The sequence below is a fragment of the Brevundimonas sp. genome, from assembly GCF_035998205.1.
Lineage (GTDB): Bacteria > Pseudomonadota > Alphaproteobacteria > Caulobacterales > Caulobacteraceae > Brevundimonas.
Window position 1 is genome coordinate 58,604 of sequence record NZ_DASYHT010000004.1, and the last position, 18,779, is coordinate 77,382.

The 18,779-nt window shown below is 71.2% G+C and carries 13 protein-coding genes; 8 read left to right on the top strand and 5 right to left on the bottom strand.

Going from position 1 to position 18,779, the window contains the following annotated elements; genetic code table 11:
• Positions 1-255: 255 nt before the first annotated feature.
• From VGN74_RS03075 to VGN74_RS03110, 8 genes are all read left to right on the top strand, one after another.
• On the top strand, positions 256-1,224 hold the full coding sequence (locus tag VGN74_RS03075; protein ID WP_327446670.1) for a YncE family protein: 969 nt from the start codon (positions 256-258) through the stop codon (positions 1,222-1,224).
• A 264-nt stretch (positions 1,225-1,488) separates the two neighbouring features.
• Complete coding sequence (locus VGN74_RS03080) at positions 1,489-3,759, top strand: TonB-dependent receptor (protein ID WP_327445886.1); 2,271 nt, start codon at positions 1,489-1,491, stop codon at positions 3,757-3,759.
• A gap of 3 nt (positions 3,760-3,762) precedes the next feature.
• Positions 3,763-5,082 (top strand): MFS transporter, encoded by a 1,320-nt coding sequence (locus VGN74_RS03085; RefSeq protein ID WP_327445887.1) that lies wholly within the window; start codon positions 3,763-3,765, stop codon positions 5,080-5,082.
• Positions 5,079-6,722: a carboxylesterase/lipase family protein gene (locus VGN74_RS03090; RefSeq protein ID WP_327445888.1), complete on the top strand. Its 1,644-nt coding sequence runs from the start codon at positions 5,079-5,081 to the stop codon at positions 6,720-6,722. Before VGN74_RS03085 ends, VGN74_RS03090 begins: the two co-directional genes overlap by 4 nt.
• Complete coding sequence (locus VGN74_RS03095; RefSeq protein WP_327445889.1) at positions 6,719-8,302, top strand: AMP-binding protein; 1,584 nt, start codon at positions 6,719-6,721, stop codon at positions 8,300-8,302. Before VGN74_RS03090 ends, VGN74_RS03095 begins: the two co-directional genes overlap by 4 nt.
• A complete protein-coding gene (locus tag VGN74_RS03100; RefSeq protein ID WP_414643519.1) occupies positions 8,289-9,047 on the top strand; it encodes a TetR/AcrR family transcriptional regulator in 759 nt (252 codons plus the stop codon). The genes VGN74_RS03095 and VGN74_RS03100 overlap by 14 nt, the downstream gene beginning before the upstream one ends.
• Complete coding sequence (locus VGN74_RS03105; protein ID WP_327445890.1) at positions 9,044-9,943, top strand: SDR family NAD(P)-dependent oxidoreductase; 900 nt, start codon at positions 9,044-9,046, stop codon at positions 9,941-9,943. Before VGN74_RS03100 ends, VGN74_RS03105 begins: the two co-directional genes overlap by 4 nt.
• 143 nt (positions 9,944-10,086) lie before the next feature.
• Positions 10,087-11,604, top strand: a complete 1,518-nt coding sequence (locus tag VGN74_RS03110) for a S41 family peptidase (RefSeq protein ID WP_327445891.1) — start codon at positions 10,087-10,089, stop codon at positions 11,602-11,604.
• 46 nt (positions 11,605-11,650) lie between these two features.
• On the opposite strand, the gene VGN74_RS03115 is transcribed toward VGN74_RS03110, so the two are convergent.
• The 5 genes from VGN74_RS03115 to VGN74_RS03135 form a co-directional block, all read right to left on the bottom strand.
• The gene (locus VGN74_RS03115) at positions 11,651-12,325 is read right to left on the bottom strand and encodes a redoxin domain-containing protein (RefSeq protein ID WP_327445892.1); all 675 of its coding nucleotides are present in this window, start codon (positions 12,323-12,325) and stop codon (positions 11,651-11,653) included.
• Positions 12,326-12,358: 33 nt separating this feature from the next.
• Positions 12,359-14,500 (bottom strand): protein-disulfide reductase DsbD family protein, encoded by a 2,142-nt coding sequence (locus tag VGN74_RS03120; protein WP_327445893.1) that lies wholly within the window; start codon positions 14,498-14,500, stop codon positions 12,359-12,361.
• A gap of 99 nt (positions 14,501-14,599) precedes the next feature.
• Positions 14,600-16,846 carry a hypothetical protein gene (locus VGN74_RS03125; protein WP_327445894.1) on the bottom strand — a complete coding sequence of 749 codons (2,247 nt, stop codon included), beginning with the start codon at positions 16,844-16,846 and terminating at the stop codon, positions 14,600-14,602.
• Between the two features lie 129 nt (positions 16,847-16,975).
• A complete protein-coding gene (locus tag VGN74_RS03130; RefSeq protein WP_327445895.1) occupies positions 16,976-17,749 on the bottom strand; it encodes a sulfite exporter TauE/SafE family protein in 774 nt (257 codons plus the stop codon).
• Complete coding sequence (locus tag VGN74_RS03135) at positions 17,750-18,769, bottom strand: cysteine synthase A (protein ID WP_327445896.1); 1,020 nt, start codon at positions 18,767-18,769, stop codon at positions 17,750-17,752.
• Positions 18,770-18,779: the final 10 nt, after the last annotated feature.

The window sequence follows — 18,779 nt, forward strand, 5'->3', positions numbered from 1 at the left end:
TGCCGACGGCTCCGAGCCTGGTGGCCGGCTTGTCCACATGGTGGGGGGCGAGGCAATATCGGCCAACGCCAGCACCGGTTGGGTCACGCCTTGAGACGACACGCCGGCTGGCGGAAGGAGGCTGCCTTGCCGTCTTGTCTTGTCCGCCGCGCAGGCGTTCCTGGACTGGTCGCCCTGGCCGGGTTGATCGTTGCGACGGCAGCCGGCGCGCAGACTGACAGGACGGGCGGCGTCGGCCCCTTGCCCATCGGGATCATGGCTACAGGTCCGGGGAACTCCGCCGATGGCCCGTTGCATGGCCTTGTTGCGTCGATCCCTGTTGGCGCGTCGCCCTCGGATGTGGCTGTCTCGCCGGACGGGAAGCGCCTCTATGTCGCCAATCTGGCCGCCGACACGATTTCGGTGGTCGATGCGGTGACCCATACGCTTGTCTCGACAGTGACCGTAGACGACCAGCCTGTCGCGGTGGCGCTTTCCCCGGACGGGACGCGCCTCTACGTCGCCCACGGCCGCACAGGCCTGCTGACGAGTATCGATACCTCGACCGACACGGCGACAGCGACGCTCGACGTCGGCCTCTATGCCATGGACGTCGCCGTATCGGTCGACGGCGCGACGGTCTATGTCGCCCTCGGGGCCGCCGGCCTGGCGGTGGTCGATGCGGCCAGCCGTCGTCTGCTGGCCACCGTCCCCACGGGCGGGTTCGCCAGCCAGGTCGCGGTCTCTCCGGACGGTGCGAGGGTCTATGTCGCGGTACGGGCTCCGGAGCCCACGGGGCCCGAAGTGCGACCTGCAGCGGACTCGGTCGGCGTCATCGACGCCCTTGCGAACACCCTCGTTGCATCGATCGCGATCAGCGGTGCGCCGGCCGGGATTTCCGGTCTGGCGGTGTCGCCGGACGGGGGCCGGGTCTATGCCGGCAGCGCAAGATCCGAGCACCTCTCGATCATCGACGCCGCCGCCCTCGTCGAAATCTCGCGGTCGAGGATCGCCGCCTTGCCCGCCGCCCTCGCGGTGTCCCCGGACGGGACACAGCTTTATGTCACCAACCGGATGATGGGGCCCGTGCTGGTCATTTCCACATCTGACCGGCGGACGGCCTTCATCAACGGGGTGACGCGAAGTTCTGGCGTCGTGGTCTCGCCTGATGGTGCGCTGGCCTATGTCGCCGTTCCGGGATCGGGTGTCGTGATGGCGTTCGATACCGCCAGCGTCGCCGACTGATCGGCTGTTTGCCCGCCTCATCCGACGCGCCGGGCGTCCCGATTGCTCCGCGCAGGGGCACTGAAAGCCTGAACGTGGCGATAGGCGCGCCGTAGGGCTGCAGCTCCATGACATGGGCGGTGCAATGCCGCCTGTGTGCGCGCGCCGCTCCGGGGCGAGTAAGATATTCACGCACGCGAGAGCGAGTGTTGACTCGCCCCGGGAGGCGTGGCTCACTCCCTCACGAGCGTCGGCGATCATGATCGACGCCAGGGAGGGTTCATCGTGAAGAAATCGAAGCTGCTGTGCTCTGCGTGCGTCCTCGTCCAGGCGACGGTTTTGGCGTCGGCTGCCCATGCCCAGGACGCTGACCGAGCCACGCGACAGGACCGCGAGGCGACGGTCGTCGAGGAGATCATCGTGACGGCGACGCGGCGGGCGGAACGCCTGCAGGACGTGCCTGTCAGCATCACGGCCCTGTCGCAGGAGGATCTGAACGCGCGGGGCATCGTCAACTACGATGGCCTGGCGACCGCGACCCCCGGCGTCGTGCTCAACCGGGCGTCGGCCAACTTCAACAACTTCACCGCCCGCGGCGTGGCGACCAACGGCTATGGGGCCAACCTGCAGAGCACGGTGGCGATCTACATCGACGAACTGCCGATCTCGTCGAACGGCAACTCCACGATCCTTGACCCCACCCTATACGACGTCGAGCGGATCGAGTTTCTGCGGGGGCCCCAGGGGACCCTGTTCGGCTCGGGGTCGCTGGCGGGGGCCTTGCGGATCCTGACGCACGACCCGGACCCGACCGGTTTCGATGCCTCGGCCCTGGTCGATCTGGGGACGATGAACGAGGGCGGCCTGCGCCAGCGTTACAACGCCATGGTCAATGTGCCGCTGGTCGATGACGAGCTGGCGCTCCGCATCGTCGGGTTCTCGCGTCACGAGGAGGGGTGGATCGACAACGTCGGCACGGGCATCGAGAACGCCAACTCCCTGGTGCAGTACGGCGGTCGGGCCATCCTCCAGTGGGAGCCGAACGACCGGTTCACCGGGCGGCTGATGTACTCGCACGAGATCAGCAACCCGCACGACGCTTCGCTGACCAATCCTAACCGCGGCGAATACGTCCGGTTGACCGACCGGCCGGACCTCTTCCAGAGCGACATGGCCAACTACAACCTGACGCTGGAGTACCAGTTCGATGGCGCACGGCTGACGAGCTCGACGACCTGGTCGGACTATACGGGCCTCTTCTATGTCGATCTGGCCGGCACCTTTGCGCAGGCGTTCCCCTTCGCTCTGGACGCCGACGCCTTCGACGAGACGCTGGTGCAGGAAACCCGGTTGGTGTCTGACCCGGGCGGCCGGGTCGACTGGTCCATCGGCGGCTTCTATTTCCGCAAGCGGCGGGACGTCGATTACAACTATCGCTCAAGCCCCCAATTCCTCGCCGCGCGAGGCATCACCGGCCTCCCCGACGAGTACTATCAACGGTTCGGGTCCCACTTCATCAGCCACGAGATCGCGGCCTTCGGCGAGCTGACCTATCGCTTCACGCCCGACCTGTGGGTCACCGGCGGTCTGCGCTACGGCAAGACCGACGCCCAGGGCTTCACCGAGGCCGGCGGCTATAATTCGAACTATCTGACCTTCGCCCTGTTCGGTCTGTCCGGTCCCCTGACCGTCACGCCGATCGCGGCGGCCGAGGGGGTGAAGGCCGAGGAGACGGGGACCTCCTACCGGCTCAGCGGCTCCTGGCGGCCGATGCCTTCGCTGACCACCTACGCCGCCATATCGACCGGCTTCCGTCCGCCTATCGTGAACGCCCGCGCCGGGGCGGCCAGCACGATCGATCCGACCGACATCATCATTCCGTACGGCGCCTCGTCGGACAAGCTGGTCAACTACGAGATCGGCGTGAAGGGGCGCTGGTTCGACGGACGTCTCTATGCGGACGCCGCCCTCTACTGGGTCGATTGGAATGACATCCAGGTCCAGGCCAACCGCGTCTCGGACTCGGTGCAGTTCGCCACCAACATCGGCGGGGCGACCAGCAAGGGTCTGGAAGTGGCGCTGACCGCCCTGCCGGCCGACGGCTGGACAGTCGCCTTCGCGGGGGCGCTGAACGAGGCCGAGGTCGATCAGCTGACGCCGCAGGAAGCAGCCTTCTCCGGCGCGGTGGTCGGGGCCCGGTTGGCCGGCCCGCGCGTGTCCGGTTCCTTGCGGGTCGACTATCGCTGGCAGCCGACGCCGGCCGTCGAGGCCAACGCTTCGGTCGCTGTCTCCCACGTGGGCAGTTTCCCGAACGCCTTCCCCAACACGCCCGGTCGTCCGCTGGTGCCGCTGCCGACCTACGACGACACCGACAGCTACACTTTTGTGAACGCCAACCTCGCCTTCGCCTTCGATCGCTTCGTGGTCGGGGGCTATGTCGAGAACCTGTTTGACGACCGGTCGGTCAACTACATCCATCCGGAGGCCTTCCTCGACGGGCGCTATGGTCGACTGCGCCCGCGCACGATCGGCGTGCGCCTTAGCTTCGAGTACTGATCGATGGCGACCTCCAACGTTGCAGCGCCGGGCGCCTCGGGCGCCCGGCCGGGCCCGGAAGCCTGGTTCGTCCTGGCGCTTCTGTGCTTCGTCTATGTGCTCAACTTCCTCGACCGCCAGCTGCTGTCGATCCTGGCCAAACCGATCCAGGATGAGCTGGGGGTGACGGATGGCCAGCTGGGTCTGATCAGCGGCCTCTACTTCGCCGTCTTCTACTGCGTGCTGGCCATTCCGGTCGGCTGGCTCGCGGACCGGACCAACCGGGTCAAGGTGCTGGCCTTCTCCTGCGGCCTCTGGAGCGCCGCCACGGCGGCCTGCGGCATTGCCGCCAACTATCCGCAGCTGGCCGCCGCGCGCATGGCCGTCGGGGTCGGCGAGGCGGGCGGCGTGCCGCCCTCCTACGCCATCATTTCGGACTACTTCCCCTCGGGAACGCGGGGCACGGCGCTCAGCCTGTTCAACCTCGGCCCGCCGATCGGTCAGGCCCTGGGGGTGGCGTTCGGCGCGTCGATCGCCGCCGCCTACAGCTGGCGTGACGCCTTCCTCTGGGTCGGGCTCATCGGCGTGGTCACGGCGGTGATCGTCTGGTTCTTTGTGCGCGAGCCGAAGAAGGGCGGCCTCGACCTGCCCGAGGCCGCCCCTGCCGTCGCGGCGTCGCCCGCCGAGCCCGCGCCGAGCTTCTGGGCCACCTGCCGCATGTACTTCGCCAATCCGGTGCTGCGGGGCATGGCCCTGGCCTGCGGTGCGACCCAGTTCGTCACCTACGCCCTGTTGAACTTCGCCACCCTGTTCCTGATGCGGGAGAAGGGCATGACGCTGCAGGAGGTGGCGCTGTGGTACGCCCTTGTCGTCGGCATTTGCGTCAGCCTCGGCATGTTCGCATCGGGACGGCTGATCGACCGGTGGGCCCGGCGGACCAAGGCGGCCTACGCCTGGCTGCCGGCGATCGGCCTGGCGCTGGCGGCGCCGTTCTTCGCCGGGTTCGTCTGGGCCCCGCGCTGGGAGTGGGCCCTGCTGCTGCTGACGATCCCGATGGCGCTCAACTATTTCTATCTCTCGCCGGCCGTGACCCTGGTTCAGGAAGAGGTGAAGCCGAACCAGCGGGTGCTGGCCGGGGCCCTCCTGCTTCTGGTCATGAACCTGATCGGGCTCGGGTTGGGGCCGACCTATCTCGGCGCCGCCAGCGACTGGTTCAGGGCCACTCACCCGGAGAATTCGCTGCAGATGGCGTTCTACACCCTGCTGCCGTTCTACGGGCTGGCGATCCTGATGTTCCTTGGACTGGCCCGCAAGATCCGGCGCCATGAGGAGGCCGGGGCATGACGAGGCCATCGACCCTCGGGCTCGCCGCAGCGCTGGCCCTGCTGGGCGCGGCCCCGGCTCTGGCGGACCCGGTGGCGACCCCGCCGGCGGGGGCGGTGCTCGGCGAGCGGCTGGAAACGGTCGATGTGTTCCGCGGCATCCCATATGCGCAGGCGCCCACCGGCTGGAGACGGTGGCGCGCCCCGGAGGCGATGCCTCCATGGCGCGAGCCGCGGGACGCCACCCGCTTCGGGCCGGCCTGTCACCAGCCGACCGCCCGGGGGCAGAGCATCTATGCGGCGGCCGAGCCTCCGCAGATGAGCGAGGACTGTCTGTCCCTGAACATCTGGTCTCCCCACGCGGCCAGCGGTGCGCCGGTCTTCGTCTGGATCCATGGCGGCGCGCTCAACACCGGTTCCGGCAGCGAGGCGATGTATGACGGGGCGCACCTCGCCGCGGACCAGGGGCTCGTGGTCGTCACGATCAACTACCGCCTCGGAGTGCTGGGCTATCTCGCCCACCCGCAGCTCAGCGCGGAATCGCCCGCCAACATCTCGGGCAACTACGGTCTGCTCGACCAGATCGCGGCGCTGCGCTGGATCCAAGCCAATATCGCGGCCTTCGGCGGCGATCCGGCCAATGTCACCATCGCCGGTGAGTCCGCCGGGGCGCTCAGTGTCATGTATCTGATGGCCTCTCCCGAGGCGCGGGGCCTGTTCCACCGGGCGATCGCCCAGAGCGCCTACATGCTGTCGACGCCGGAGCTGCGCTCGAGCCGTCATGGCGATCCGGTGGCGGAGCAGGTCGGCGTCTGGGTTCAGGCCCAGCTGGGGGCCGCGGATATCGACGACCTCCGGGCCATGGACGCCCAAACCCTGACCACGCGCGCGCTCGCCACGGGCTATGCGCCGATCGGCACGATCGACGGCCGTCTCCTACCGGAGCAGCTGGTGCAGGTCTTCGACGCGGGGCGGCAGGCTCCGGTGCCGCTGATGGCGGGGTTCAATGATGGCGAGATCCGAAGCCTGCGCTTCCTGCTGCCGGCGAATGCCCCGACGGACCCGGTCGTCTACGAACGCCTGATCCGGGAGCGTTACGGCGACCTCGCGGACGCCTTCCTGCGCCTCTATCCGGCGGGAGACCTGACCGAGAGCCTGCTCGCCACCCCGCGCGATGGCCTCTACGGCTGGACGGCGGAGCGGCTGGTGGCGCGGCAGGCGCGCACAGGCCAGCGGGGCTACCTCTACTATTTCGATCACGGCTATCCGGCGGCGGACGAGGCGGGGCTGCACGCCTTCCATGCGGCAGAGATCCCCTATGTCTTCGGCAATTTCGACCGGACGCCCCCCCGCTGGCCGGCCATTCCGGACACGCCCGCCGAACACGCCCTGTCCAGCGCCATGATGGCCTACTGGGGCAGCTTCGCTCGCACCGGCCAGCCGGTCGCGCCCGGCAGCCCCGACTGGCCCGCCCATGACGGGCGCGAGCCCTACATGACGTTCGACGGGACGCCGGTCGTGCGGCAGGACCTCATGCCCGGGATGTTCGAGCTGCACGAGGCCGTCGTCTGCCGTCGCCGGGCCGCGGGCGGCTTGCCCTGGGTGTTCAACTTCGGGGTCGCCTCGCCCCCCTTGCCGCCGCAGGGACCGGGTTGCTCATGATCGACGGCGCCATGCAGCCCTACGGGCTGACCCTCGACAAGTTCCTGACGCATGCTGCGCGCTGGTCTCCCGACACGGAGGTGGTCTCGGCGCGCCCGGGCGGACGCACCGACCGTATCGGCTACGCCGGCCTGATGACCCGCGCCCGGAAGGTGTCGACGGTGCTGGCGGACCTTGACGTCGGCCCGGGCGATCGGGTCGCCACCCTGGCCTGGAACGGCCAGGAGCATATGGAGGTCTGGTACGCCACCATGGGCATGGGCGCAGTCTGCCACACGCTCAACCCGCGCCTCACTGAGGCGCAGCTGGCGGACATGGTGCAGCAGTCCCAGGCCCGGGTGCTGATCGCCAGCGACGACCTGCTCCCGCTCGCCCGCCGTGTCGCCGATCGCGCCACGAGCGTCCGGACTGTCCTGTCGATCGGTGGCGCGGGGGAGGCCAACGGCAACGCCGCCCCGGGCGGCGAGCCGCTGGAGCCGCGGGTGGCGGCGGCTGCGCCCATGGCCTCGTGGGGCGGGTTTGGCGAGGACACGCCCTCCGGCCTGTGCTTCACGTCCGGGACGACCGGTGCGCCCAAGGGGGTGGTGTACACTCACCGCTCCAGCTTCCTGCACACGCTGCGGCTGCTGCAGGCCGATGTGATGGCGCTGACCGCCCGGGACACGGTGCTGGCGGCGGTGCCGATGTTTCATGCCAATGCCTGGGGCCTGCCGTTCGCCGCCCCGGCGGCGGGCGCGCGCCTGGTTTTGCCTGGCCGTGAGCTCGACGGGGCCAGCCTCGAGCGCCTGATCAACCAGGAGGGCGTGACCGTGGCGGTGGGCATCGCCACCGTCTGGCTGGGCCTGGTCGAACATCTTGAGAGAACCGGGGGGGGCACGCCGACCCTGCGGCGCATCCTGGTGGGCGGGGCGCCGCTGGCTCCGGCCCTGATGGCGCGGATCGAGGCGCGGCTGGGGGTCGAGATCCAGACCAGCTGGGGCATGACGGAGCTGTCGCCCCTCGGCACCTGCGCGCCGCCCTCGGACCCGGACCGGCTCGCGGAAGTGTCCGGGCGCGCCGCCTTTGGCATCGACCTGCTGCTGACCGACGCCGAGGGCCGCCCCCTGCCGGACCAGCACGGTGCGGAGGGGCACTTGCGTGTCCGGGGCCCGGCCGTGGTGGCGCGCTATCTGAACCACCCCGAGCCCGCGACCGATGCCGAGGGATGGTTCCCGACCGGCGATCTGGCCCGTATCGACGGCCGGGGGCGACTGATCATCACCGGACGCGCCAAGGACCTGATCAAGTCGGGAGGCGAATGGATCAATCCCGCGGAGATCGAGGCGGTGGTCAACGAGCATGAGTCTGTGTCGCTGGCCGCGGTGATCGGGCGTCAGGACGCCAAATGGGGCGAGCGGCCGGTGCTCGTCATCCAGACCCGAAACGAGGATGTATCTGACGAAGACATTCTCGCGCCGTTGCGCGGACGGGTCGCGCCATGGTGGATTCCGGACGCCGTGGTGCGGGTCGAGCAGATGCCGCTCGCGGCGACGGGCAAGATCGACAAGATGCGTTTGAGAGTGGACTATGGCGGTTGCTGACAAGACGGCCCCGAGAGAACCGGCGCAGTCGCGATCGGCTGAAGCTCCCCGGACGCGGGGCCGGCGGACCAAGGTCGAGCAGCGGCTCGACAAGATGGAGCAGATCCTCGACGCCGCCGAGTATCTGTTCTCCGTTCACGGTCTCTATGGCGTCACCCTCAAGGACGTGGCCAAGCGCGTGGGCGTGCACCACACGCTGCTGAACTACTACTTCACCGACAAGAAGAAGCTGTTCGACGCGGTCATTGCGCGTCGCGCCGAGGTGACCATCGCGCGGCGCATGAAGGCGCTTGACGACTACGATCTGGCGACGCGGGGCAAGCCAACTGTCGAGGGGGCCCTGCGCGCCTTCCTCGACACCGACCTCGATCTCTACGGCAATGGCGGCGAGAACTGGCGCAACTACGGGGCCCTCAGCGCCCAGGTGTCGAACACGACCTATGGCGCGGAGCTGATGGACTTCCACTTCGATCCGGTGGTCCTGCGGCTGATCGAGCTGCTGAAGAAGGCGCTCCCGGACTGCGCCGAGGAAGACATCTTCTGGGGCTATCACTTCGTCACCGGCGCCCTGATGCTGACGCTGGCGCGCACCGGCCGGATCAACCGACTTTCGGGCGGGCTGTGCGATTCCGAGGATTTTGAAGCGGTGAAGCAGCGCATGGCCGCCTTCATGGCCGCGGGCTTCATGTCGATCTGCAAGCCGGCGTCGAGCACGACTATCGATCCATCGGGGGACCTCTCATGAAGCTGCACGGACGGACGGCGATCGTCACAGGCGCCGGCGGCGGGCTGGGGCGTCAGCATGCGCTCTATCTGGCGCGGCAGGGCGCCAGCCTCATCGTCAACGACCTTTCGGGCGAGGCCGCCATGGCCGCGGCCGGGGAGATAGAGGCGGCCGGAGGGCGCGCGTTCGGCGTCGCGGGGTCAGTGACGGACGAGGCCGCGGTCGCCGCCATGGTCGAGGCGGGGCTGCGCCGCTTCGGGCGGATCGATATTCTGATCAACAACGCCGGGATCCTGCGCGACAAGAGCTTCGCCAAGATGGAGATGAGCGATTTTCGCCTCGTCACCGACGTCCACCTGATCGGCGCGGCGGTTTGCTGCAAGGCGGTCTGGGAGCCGATGCGCGAGCAGCGCCACGGTCGCATCGTGATGACGACCTCCTCCTCGGGACTCTATGGCAACTTCGGCCAGGCCAACTATGGCGCGGCCAAGATGGGGCTGGTGGGCCTGATGCAGACCCTGGCCATCGAGGGCGAGAAGTACGGCATTCGCGTCAACTGCCTCGCGCCGACGGCAGCGACCCAGATGACCGCCGGCGTCCTGCCGGATGAGAGCCTTCAGCGCCTTGATCCGGCCCTGGTCAGCCCGGCGTTGCTGCCGCTGGTGGTCGACGAGGCGCCGACGCGGGCCATCGTCTGCGCCGGGGCCGGCCATTTCGCCCGGGCCCATGTCACCCTGACCCAGGGCGTCTATCTCGGGGCCGGCGATGATGTGGGCGAGCGTCTGATCGCGGCCTGGGATCAGGTTTCCGATCCGGTGGGCCAGATCGTCCCGGAGTACGGGTTCACCCAGGCCGAGCGGGAGGTCGCCAGCGCCGCTATCCATCTGAAGCGATCGGCCGACGCGGGCCTGGTCTGAACTCGCGAGACGGCGCTCAGCCGGGCTTCATGGCGTCGATGAAGGCCCGCAGCGCCGGCGGCAGGTGGCGGCGCCCGGCGCCCGCCGATTGTCACCTCCTTCGCTGCCGCCTAACCTCCGGTCGCGAGCGGAGGGAGGGCGCGATGGGGATCCGGCGTTGGGCGGTGCTGGCGGGCGCGGCAGGGCTTTGGGCCGGTCTTGGGGCGGCGGCGGCGGCCCAGGAACCGGATCGGGCGTGGATGAGCGCGCCGCGCGACTGGTCGGCGACCCTGGCGGCGGACGTCGAGGCGGTGGCGCGGGCCCTCGAGGACACCCACCCGGGCATGTACGACCCCCGCAATCCGGCGTTCCGTCCGCAGGCCGAGGCGATGCTGGCGCAGGCCCGGGCGCGGGCGCAGGACACGACCGACGCCGGCGGCTGGTGGTGGGCGCTGCGGGGGCTCGTCGCCGGGTTTGACGACGGCCACGTCCAGATCGGGCTCGTCCCCTCGGGCGGCATGCCCTCGCGCTGGCCGGGTTTCCTGACCGTCTATCGCGGGGCGGACCAGATCGTCGCCAGCCGCGACGCCGCGGACGAGACGGCCCCGCCGCTCGGGGCCCGGCTGATCGCCTGTGACGGCGTCGCGGCCGACGCCCTCGCCGAGCAGCGGGTCGGGACCTTTCGCGGCCGCTGGTTCCTTGAGGCGCAGCGCGTCCAGCTGGGCGACTGGGTCTTCATGAACGCCACCAACCCCTGGATTGCGGAAATGTCGGCCTGCAGCTGGGACGTCGACGGCCTGGCAAGGACCTATCCGTTGACCTGGCGGGACATCCCCGCCGCCGACCTCGCCGCGCGGCGTTCGGCGTTGGCGGCGGGCGCGCCGGGCGACTTTGGTCTGAAGCGTCTCGACGACGGCGGTTACTGGCTGTCGATGCCGTCCTTCAACGGCGATCCGGACTCCGACGCCTATCGCGCCCTCACCGATCTGCTGGGGGAGGCGGGGCGTCGGCAGGACGAACTGCGGGCCGCGCCCTATCTCGTTCTCGATGTGCGCGGCAATGGCGGCGGCTCCTCGCGCTGGAGCTACGACCTGGCGCGGATCCTGTGGGGCGAGGCCTGGCTGGCGGCGCGACCGATGGCTCCGATAGAGAGCGTCGACTGGCGCGCCTCCGAGGGCAACATCGCCATGATCCAAGGGTTCCGCGACCAGCTGGCTGCGGCCGAGGGCGACCCCTCTGTGATCGCCTGGGCTGACGAGGCCATCGCCGGCATGCGCATGGCGATGGCGGCCGGCGAGCCGCTGTGGCGGGACATGGCCGCGCCGGCAGGGTCTGCGGAGACCGGGCCGGCGCCGGAGCCCGGCCGACTGCCCGGCGGCCCGGTCTATGTCCTCACCGACGCCAGCTGCGCGTCGGCCTGTCTGGATGCGGTGGACCTCTGGAAGACCCTCGACGCGGTTCAGGTCGGCCGGGAGACCAGCGCCGACACCCTCTACATGGAGCTGCGCCAGATCGACCTGCCCAGCGGCCTCGCCCGGGTGTGGCTGCCGATGAAGGTCTATCGCGGCCGGGCGCGCGGCAACAACGAGCCCCAGCGACCGGTCCATCTGTTCGCCGGGGACATGGCCGACGAGGCGGCGCTGCACGCCTGGATCCGCGCTCTCGCCGCCGGCGGGGCCTGAAGGCCGGCCTGCCCGGGTCGCCCCGGGGCGGCCGGCCCGGACCGCCTCAGGCCGCGGCGTCGGCCGGGGCGGCGTCCTGTTCGTCGGCGTACTTGATCGAGCAGCCGTAGGGCTGGGCGAAGGGGGTGGCGACCGGGCGGCCGGCGGCGTGGTCGGCCAGGGCCGCGCGGACGAAGTTGGTGGCCCCTTCCAGGTCCTCCGGCCGGTTGGTCGGGCGGTCGTCGATGCCGCCGGTGAAGATGACCCGGCCCTCCTCGTCGATCACCCGCATGTCCGGGGTGGTGACGGCGCCATAGGCGCGCCCCGTCTCGCCGGTCGGATCCAGCAGCAGGTGCGAGAAGCCAGCCGAATACTCGTCACGCCAGCCGCGGGCGTCGGCGCCCTCGACATAGCCCTGGGCGCCCGGGGCGGAGGAGATGATGGTCAGCCAGACCACGCCGTCCTCGACCGCCTCGCGCTGCAGGGCCTGCATGGCCCCGGCGCCATAGTGCTTGCGCACATAGGGGCAGTCTTCATTGGTCCATTCCAGCACCACGACCTTGCCGCGGAAGTCCGCCAGCGACACCGGCTGGCCCTCGGCGTTGGTCAGGGTGAAGGCCGGGGCGGCGTTGGCGGCGGCCACGGCCGCTTCCGTGGCGGGGGCGCCCTCGCCGGCGGGCTGGCCGCAGGCGGCGAGGGCGAGGGCCGAGGCGGCCAGCAGGGTCAGGACGCGAAGCTTCATGGTCGGGGTCTCCTCTCGTGGTCGGCGGTGGGGTCAGGCAGGCGGGGCGTCAGCCGCGGTCCGGACGGCCTCGGCGACCAGCCCGGGGGTCAGCAGCTGCGGCAGCAGGCGGGGGGCGTCCTCGCCGGGGGTGTACAGCAGATAGAGCGGCACGCCGCTGCGGCCATGGCGGGCGAGCTCGGCGGCGATGGCGTCGTCGCGCAGGGTCCAGTCGCCGACCAGATAGACGGCGTTGGCCTCCTCGAGCGCCGCCTGCACCGGCGACGTCGACAGGGCGACCCGTTCGTTGATCTTGCAGGTCACGCACCAGTCGGCGGTGAAGTTGACCAGCACCACCTTGCCGGCGGCGCGGGCCTCGGCCACGGCTTCCGGGGACCAGGCGGCGGCGGCGAGGCCGGCCCCCGCCGGCGTGTCGGCGCCGGCAGGGGCCCGCGCCGCGCCGGCGGCCAGGGCCGTCAGCCCCAGCGTCAGGACAAGGGCGAGGCCCGCGGCCGCGCCCGGCAGGCGGGCGGTGCGGCCGGCGGCGTGCGCCTGCTGGGCCCAGCCCCACAGCTGAAGGCCGAGCGCCAGGGCCACCGCCGCCGCCAGCAGCAGGGCGAGGGCGTCTGCGCCCGCCTGACGGGCGAACACCCAGCCGAGCCAGCCGGCGGCGCCGTACATCGGAAAGGCCAGCAGCGCCTTGAACCGGCTCATCCACGGGCCAGGCCGCGGCAGGCGCCTGAGCAGGGCCGGCGACAGGCTGACCAGCAGATAGGGCAGGGCCAGCCCCAGCCCCAGCATCAGGAACACCCCGACCGCCAGAGGGGCCGGCATGACCAGGGCCGCGCCGAGGGCGGCGGCCATGAAGGGGGCGGTGCAGGGCGCGGCCACGACCACGGCCAGCACTCCGGTGAAGAAGGCCCCCGCCCCGCCGGGCAGGCGCGTCAGGCGGCTGCCGGCGCCCTGGGCCGACAGGCCGATCTCGAACAGGCCCGAGAGGTTGAGCCCCACCGCCAGCATCAGCAGGGCGAGGGCGGCGATCACCGGCGGCGCCTGCAGCTGGAAGCCCCAGCCGAGCGCCTGCCCGGCGGCGCGCAGCGCGATCAGGACCAGCGCGAGGACGAGGAAGGTGGTCAGCACGCCGGCGAGGAAGGCCAGCCCGTCGCGGCGCGCCTCGGCCCGGTCGTGCGCCGAGGCCGACAGGGCCGCCGCCTTGATCGCCAGCACCGGGAAGACACACGGCATCAGGTTCAGGATCAGCCCGCCCAGCAGGGCGAACAGCGCCGCCTGCGCCACGGCGGCAAGGCTTGGTCCCGAGGCGGCGCCGGAGGCGCCCGGCAAGGGCTCGCCGATCTCCGCCGTGATCTCCCACGCGCCGTCCGGCGTCGCCAGCACCCCGGCCAGGGGCGCGTTCAGGCCGCCGGTGAGGACGGCGCGGCCGGCCGGCAGCACCAGCGTCAGGCCGTCAGGTCCCCGCGACAGGACCTGCTCGCCCGGATGGTCGATGACCCCGCCGGTGAACGGGAAGAAATACACGTCATCCCCGGCGCGCCCGGCCCCCTCTAATCCGGCGACCTCGGGCCCCGTCACGGTCAGGCGCAGGGTCTCGCCCTCGCGCGTCACCCGCGCCACCAGGGCGGCTGGCCGCGGGGCGCTTGTCAGGACCCGTTCGATCGCCGCGCCATGGCTGGGGTCGAGCGGCGCTGCGCCGGCGGCGACGGGCAGGTCGAGCCGCAGGGTCAGCTCGTCCGGCACGCACATCTCGTCGCTGCACACCATGAACAGCCCCTCGACCGCGAGCGGCATGACGTCGCCGGGGCGGGCGCTGGCCGGGACCTCGATCGGCACGGGCAGATAGACCTCGTCCGAATAGCCGTAGTTCATCAGCCCCTGCAGGCGCTGGCGTTCGGGCAGGGGCCAGACGATGTCCCCGGCGCTGACGCCGGAGGGGAGGGTCCATGACAGGGTCGTGGCGCCGCCGGAGTCGCCGGGATTGCGCCAGTAGGTATGCCAGCCGGCGGCGATGTCCTGGCGCACCGCGACCACGGCGGTGGAGCCGGGTGAGGCCCAGGCCGACATCGGGACCAGCTCGGCGGCGATGCGCTCGGTGCGCTGCACCTGCGCATCCGCGCGCCCGGCCCACAGGCCGGCCGTGGCCAGGACCAGAAGCAGCGCCAGCCGCAGGACCGAACTCACAGGCGTCTTCCCCCTCCGCCGAGGGGCGGACCGTAACCGCTCGTTGCGCGGGAACAAGCGGAGCCTTAGCAGCTGCGACGTTCGGCCCGGTCGCGCCGCCTAGCCCGGGACGGTGGTGGTGCGCCGCCGCGCCTGGCGACAGGCGGCGTCCAGCGGGCCGTCGGCCTCGCAGTCCGCCACCATGAAGCGGGACGGCGCGCCGTCGTGGGGGCCAAAGTCCGCATCGATATCGAAGCGACCGAGATGCAGACGCCAGTCCCAGCGCTTGGACCAGACCTTCAGATCGAAGGTGACATACAGCTCCATGAAGGGCGCCAGTCCGACGGTGAGATCGAGGCGCGGGTCCGTCAGCCGGACCGAGGCGTCGCGGCCGGCGTCGGGGATGACGCGCAGACGCATGGGGTCGGCGGTCTCCCGGGCGAACAGCAGCCGGCACTCGCCGGGGCCGACGGGCGTGTTGGCCTGCATCTGCGCCATGCCCTGACACGAGCCTGGCCCGGAGGGGGTGAACTCCCCCGACACGGCTTCGGCCAGCAGGCTCAGCCGGGTGTCGATGGCCAGCGCCTCGATGCCCGGATCCGCGCCGGCGCGCAGGAAGCCGGCGTTGAGCTCGAGCCCATGGATCGAGGCCGGGATGGTGATATCGCCCATGCTCCACGGTCGGGCCTGCAGCCGGGGCGTGAAGTTCTCGCAGAACGGACTGTTGCGGCAGTCGTCCGGGCTGGGCGAACAGCCTTCCGGACCGCACCCGCGGGGGATGCTGAAGCTCGGGCAACGGACGCCGAAGCTGCCGGCGATCGGAACGCGACCGTAGAGCCGGCAGCCGGCGTAGGCGGCCAGGAACATCTCGGCGTCCCCGGCATGCAGCCGCGCCGGAAGGCCGGCGTCGGCATAGGGAGACCGGCCGTCTCGGGTGCGGGCGATCCCGGCCACGGCGACCTCAACGTCCAGCGCTTCGGTGAACAGCGGCGTGTCGGTGCGCCCGGTGACCGTCGCGCCGCTGCGGAACGTCTCGCGGCTGGAGGTCGCCAGTTCGAACGGGAAGCGCAGGCCATAGCCATAGCCCGCCCACCACTCGAAGCCGACGTGCCAACGGCCGTTCCGACCGAACGAGACCCGGTAGTCGTCCCCGAAATGCTGCAGCACCGTACGGCCCATCAGCAGGGTGCGGTAGCGCTCGTCCAGCACCTCTCCTGTGCGCCGCCGCGCCTCCATCTGTGGCAGGGGCCTCGCGCCGCTCTCCAGCCCGCCGGCGGGGCGGCCGGGGTTGGTGAGCGGATTGTCCGGGGCCTCGAGGGTCCGCCCCATCAGCCCCAGCTGCGCGGGGGTGAGGCGGGTCTGGATGCGGGCGTCATACGCCGCGAGGCGCGGCGACGGCTGGATCAGGTACTGCCGAAGCTGCGACGACAGGGGCGCAGGGGGTGGGGACGTGCGGGCGATATCGGGCGCGACGGAGACGACGAACTGTCCCAGCGGCCCGGCGCTGGCCGGGCTGTTCGCGGCGGGCGCGACGACGCGCGGCCCATAGGGCAGCACGCTGGTCTGGACGATCAGCCGGGGCGACCCGTTCAGCTCGGCCTCGAGCAGGGCCTCGTCCGACAGGCCGCGGGCCGTCCTGACGGTGACGCCGGGCAGCCATTCCGCGTCGGCGGGGGCCGCCGCGAGCTCCGACCGGATGGCGGCGATCTCCGCCTCGAAGGCGTCCTCGACCTCGATCGTCTGGACCACCGCCCCCGCATCCGCTCCGCCATCGGGGCGGAACACGCGGTCTGGTCCCGGCGCCACCCGCGCGGCGCGCCAGGTCTCGCGCGGCGACAGCCCGAAACACTCCTGGGCGAGGAACTGGCGCAGGGACGGGCGGAAGGCCCGGCCGGGACGCTGCCGGCAGGTGCGGGGCGAGAACGGCACCCGTGCTTCACGGACGACGACGAGCCGATCCTCCAGCGCGAAGATCGCCGTCTCGAAGGTCGGCAAGGCGCCGAGGACCGAGCGGGCGACGGCCGGATCCAGCGCCTCGAGGCCGGTGGAGCGCTCCAGACTGGTTTCCCGCACCAGCGCGGACAGGTTGACCCGGACCTCGCTCGACAGGGCGACGACGACGTCCTGTCCGGCCTCGGCGACGGCGCGGGCGTCGATCTCCGCCAGATAGAGCGGGGAGCGCCGGATCTCGTTGCGGACATCGGCGATGCGGGGCGTCGCCGTGGGGCCGAGGAGGCGCATCTGCGGCGGCGCGCCGATGGCCTGGGCGCCCTGCAGCGGCGGCGCCTGCACGCCCTGCGCGGCGGCGGCGGACCCCAGCAAGGCGCCGAGCGCCGCAGCCAGCCCGATGATCCTGAACGACCGCATCCGTCCCTCCCCCGAAGGCCCGTTTGCCCGACAGTGTTCGGCCAACCGGGCTGCGCGCAAGCGAAAACGCATCGCCGGGCGAGCGACATTGACGCGGACGGGGCTGCAGGTGGGCGCGAGCCCGGCCGGTCAGCCCCGCAGCAGCGCGTAGAGCTGCAGGCCGGCGAGGATCAGGATCAGCAGGCCGATCAGCCACGCGAAGCGGCGCACCGGCAGGATGCGCGTGAAGAAGGCGGCCAGCGGGGCGGCCAGCACGCCGCCGGCGATCAGGCCGGCGACCGAGGCGGCGTACTGTTTCAGGTCTGTGACGTCCTGCCAGTGGCCGGTCAGCAGGGCGGTGATGAAGGTGGTCGACACGGCGATCGCGACGACCGCCTCGGCGGCGTTGCCGGAACCGACAGCCTGTCGCGGCGCCTCGCCGGCGCTCACGAGGGTGGTGGTGACGGTGGGCCCCCAGCCGCCGCCGCCGAGGGCGTCGAGGAAGCCGCCGACCACGCCCAGCGGCGCGGCGCCTCCCATGGGCACCTTGCGCAGCCGGACCTCGCGGGTGGCGCGCACGAGGATGACGACGCCCATGACGGCGAGACCGCCCAGCACCCAGGGCTTGATCAGGTCGCCATCAATGCTGGTCAGCAGCAGACCGCCCGGCATGCCGCCGATGACGCCGCCGACCGCCAGCGGCCAGAACAGCCTCGGCCGGATGTTGCCGTGCGCCAGATGGGACACCGCCGAGGCCGTCCCGGTGAAGACCTTGGCCGCGTGGACGCTGGCGGAGGCCACGGCCGGGGGTGTGCCCATGCCCAGCAGAAGGGTCGAGGCGATCACCCCGAACGCCATCCCCAGCGTGCCGTCCACCAGCTGGGCGGCGAAGCCGACCGCCGCGAACAGCAGGAACTCCTCCATTCAGGCGGCCGCCGGGCCGGGGGCCAGCCACGGCGGGACCGGCAGGCCGCGGGCCGTCAGGAACTCCGGGTTGAACAGGCGCGAGGCGTAGCGGCTGCCGGGGTCGCACAGGAAGGTGACGATGGTCTTGCCGGGGCCCAGCTCGCGCGCCAGCCGCACCGCCCCGATCAGGTTCACGCCGCTGGAGCCGCCCAGCGACAGCCCTTCCTCGCGCACGAGGTCGAACAGGGTCGGCAGGAACTCGGCGTCCTCGATGCGGAAGGCGTGGTCGGGGGTGAAGCCCTCGAGGTTGCCGGTGATGCGGCCGACGCCGATCCCTTCGGTGATGGACGAGCCCTCGGCCTTCATCTCGCCGCGGGTGAACCAGCTGTAAAGCGAGGCGCCCGCCGGGTCGGCCAGCGCCACCTGGATGTCGGGGTTGCGTTCTTTCAGGAAAGCGCTGACGCCGGTCAGGGTGCCGCCCGAGCCGACCACGCTGACAAAGCCGTCGATCCGGCCCTCGGTCTGGGCCCAGATCTCGGGACCGGTGCCGTCATAGTGGGCGAGGCGGTTGGACAGGTTGTCGAACTGGTTGGCCCAGAAGGCGCCGTTGGGCAGCTCGGCGTCGAGCTCGCGCGCCAGCCGGGCCGAATGGTGCACGAAGTGGCCGGGGCTGGAGAAGGGGGCGGCGTCGACCTCGACCAGCCGGGCCCCGAGGGCGCGCACCGCCAGCTTCTTCTCCTCCGACTGGGTGCGCGGCATCACCACAACGACCGGGTGGCCCAGCGCCGCGCCGACGAGGCTGAGGCCGATGCCGGTGTTGCCGGCCGTGCCCTCGACGATGGTCCCGCCGGGGCGCAGCTCGCCGGAGGCGCGGGCGCGCCGGATGATCGACAGGGCCGCCCGGTCCTTGATCGACTGGCCGGGGTTGAGGAACTCGGCCTTGCCGAGGATCTCGCAGCCGGTCGCCTCGGACAGGCGGTTCAGGCGGATCAGGGGCGTGTTGCCGATCAGGTCGATGACGGAGCGTCGGGCGGTCAAGGCGGTCTCG

Coding starts and splice junctions, on each gene's coding strand:
- VGN74_RS03095 (WP_327445889.1), top strand. CDS start 6,719: ATGATCGACGGCGCCATGCAGCCCTACGGGCTGACCCTCGACAAGTTC.
- VGN74_RS03105 (WP_327445890.1), top strand. CDS start 9,044: ATGAAGCTGCACGGACGGACGGCGATCGTCACAGGCGCCGGCGGCGGG.
- VGN74_RS03075 (WP_327446670.1), top strand. CDS start 256: ATGGCTACAGGTCCGGGGAACTCCGCCGATGGCCCGTTGCATGGCCTT.
- VGN74_RS03110 (WP_327445891.1), top strand. CDS start 10,087: ATGGGGATCCGGCGTTGGGCGGTGCTGGCGGGCGCGGCAGGGCTTTGG.
- VGN74_RS03090 (WP_327445888.1), top strand. CDS start 5,079: ATGACGAGGCCATCGACCCTCGGGCTCGCCGCAGCGCTGGCCCTGCTG.
- VGN74_RS03125 (WP_327445894.1), bottom strand. CDS start 16,846: ATGCGGTCGTTCAGGATCATCGGGCTGGCTGCGGCGCTCGGCGCCTTG.
- VGN74_RS03115 (WP_327445892.1), bottom strand. CDS start 12,325: ATGAAGCTTCGCGTCCTGACCCTGCTGGCCGCCTCGGCCCTCGCCCTC.
- VGN74_RS03085 (WP_327445887.1), top strand. CDS start 3,763: ATGGCGACCTCCAACGTTGCAGCGCCGGGCGCCTCGGGCGCCCGGCCG.
- VGN74_RS03130 (WP_327445895.1), bottom strand. CDS start 17,749: ATGGAGGAGTTCCTGCTGTTCGCGGCGGTCGGCTTCGCCGCCCAGCTG.
- VGN74_RS03100 (WP_414643519.1), top strand. CDS start 8,289: ATGGCGGTTGCTGACAAGACGGCCCCGAGAGAACCGGCGCAGTCGCGA.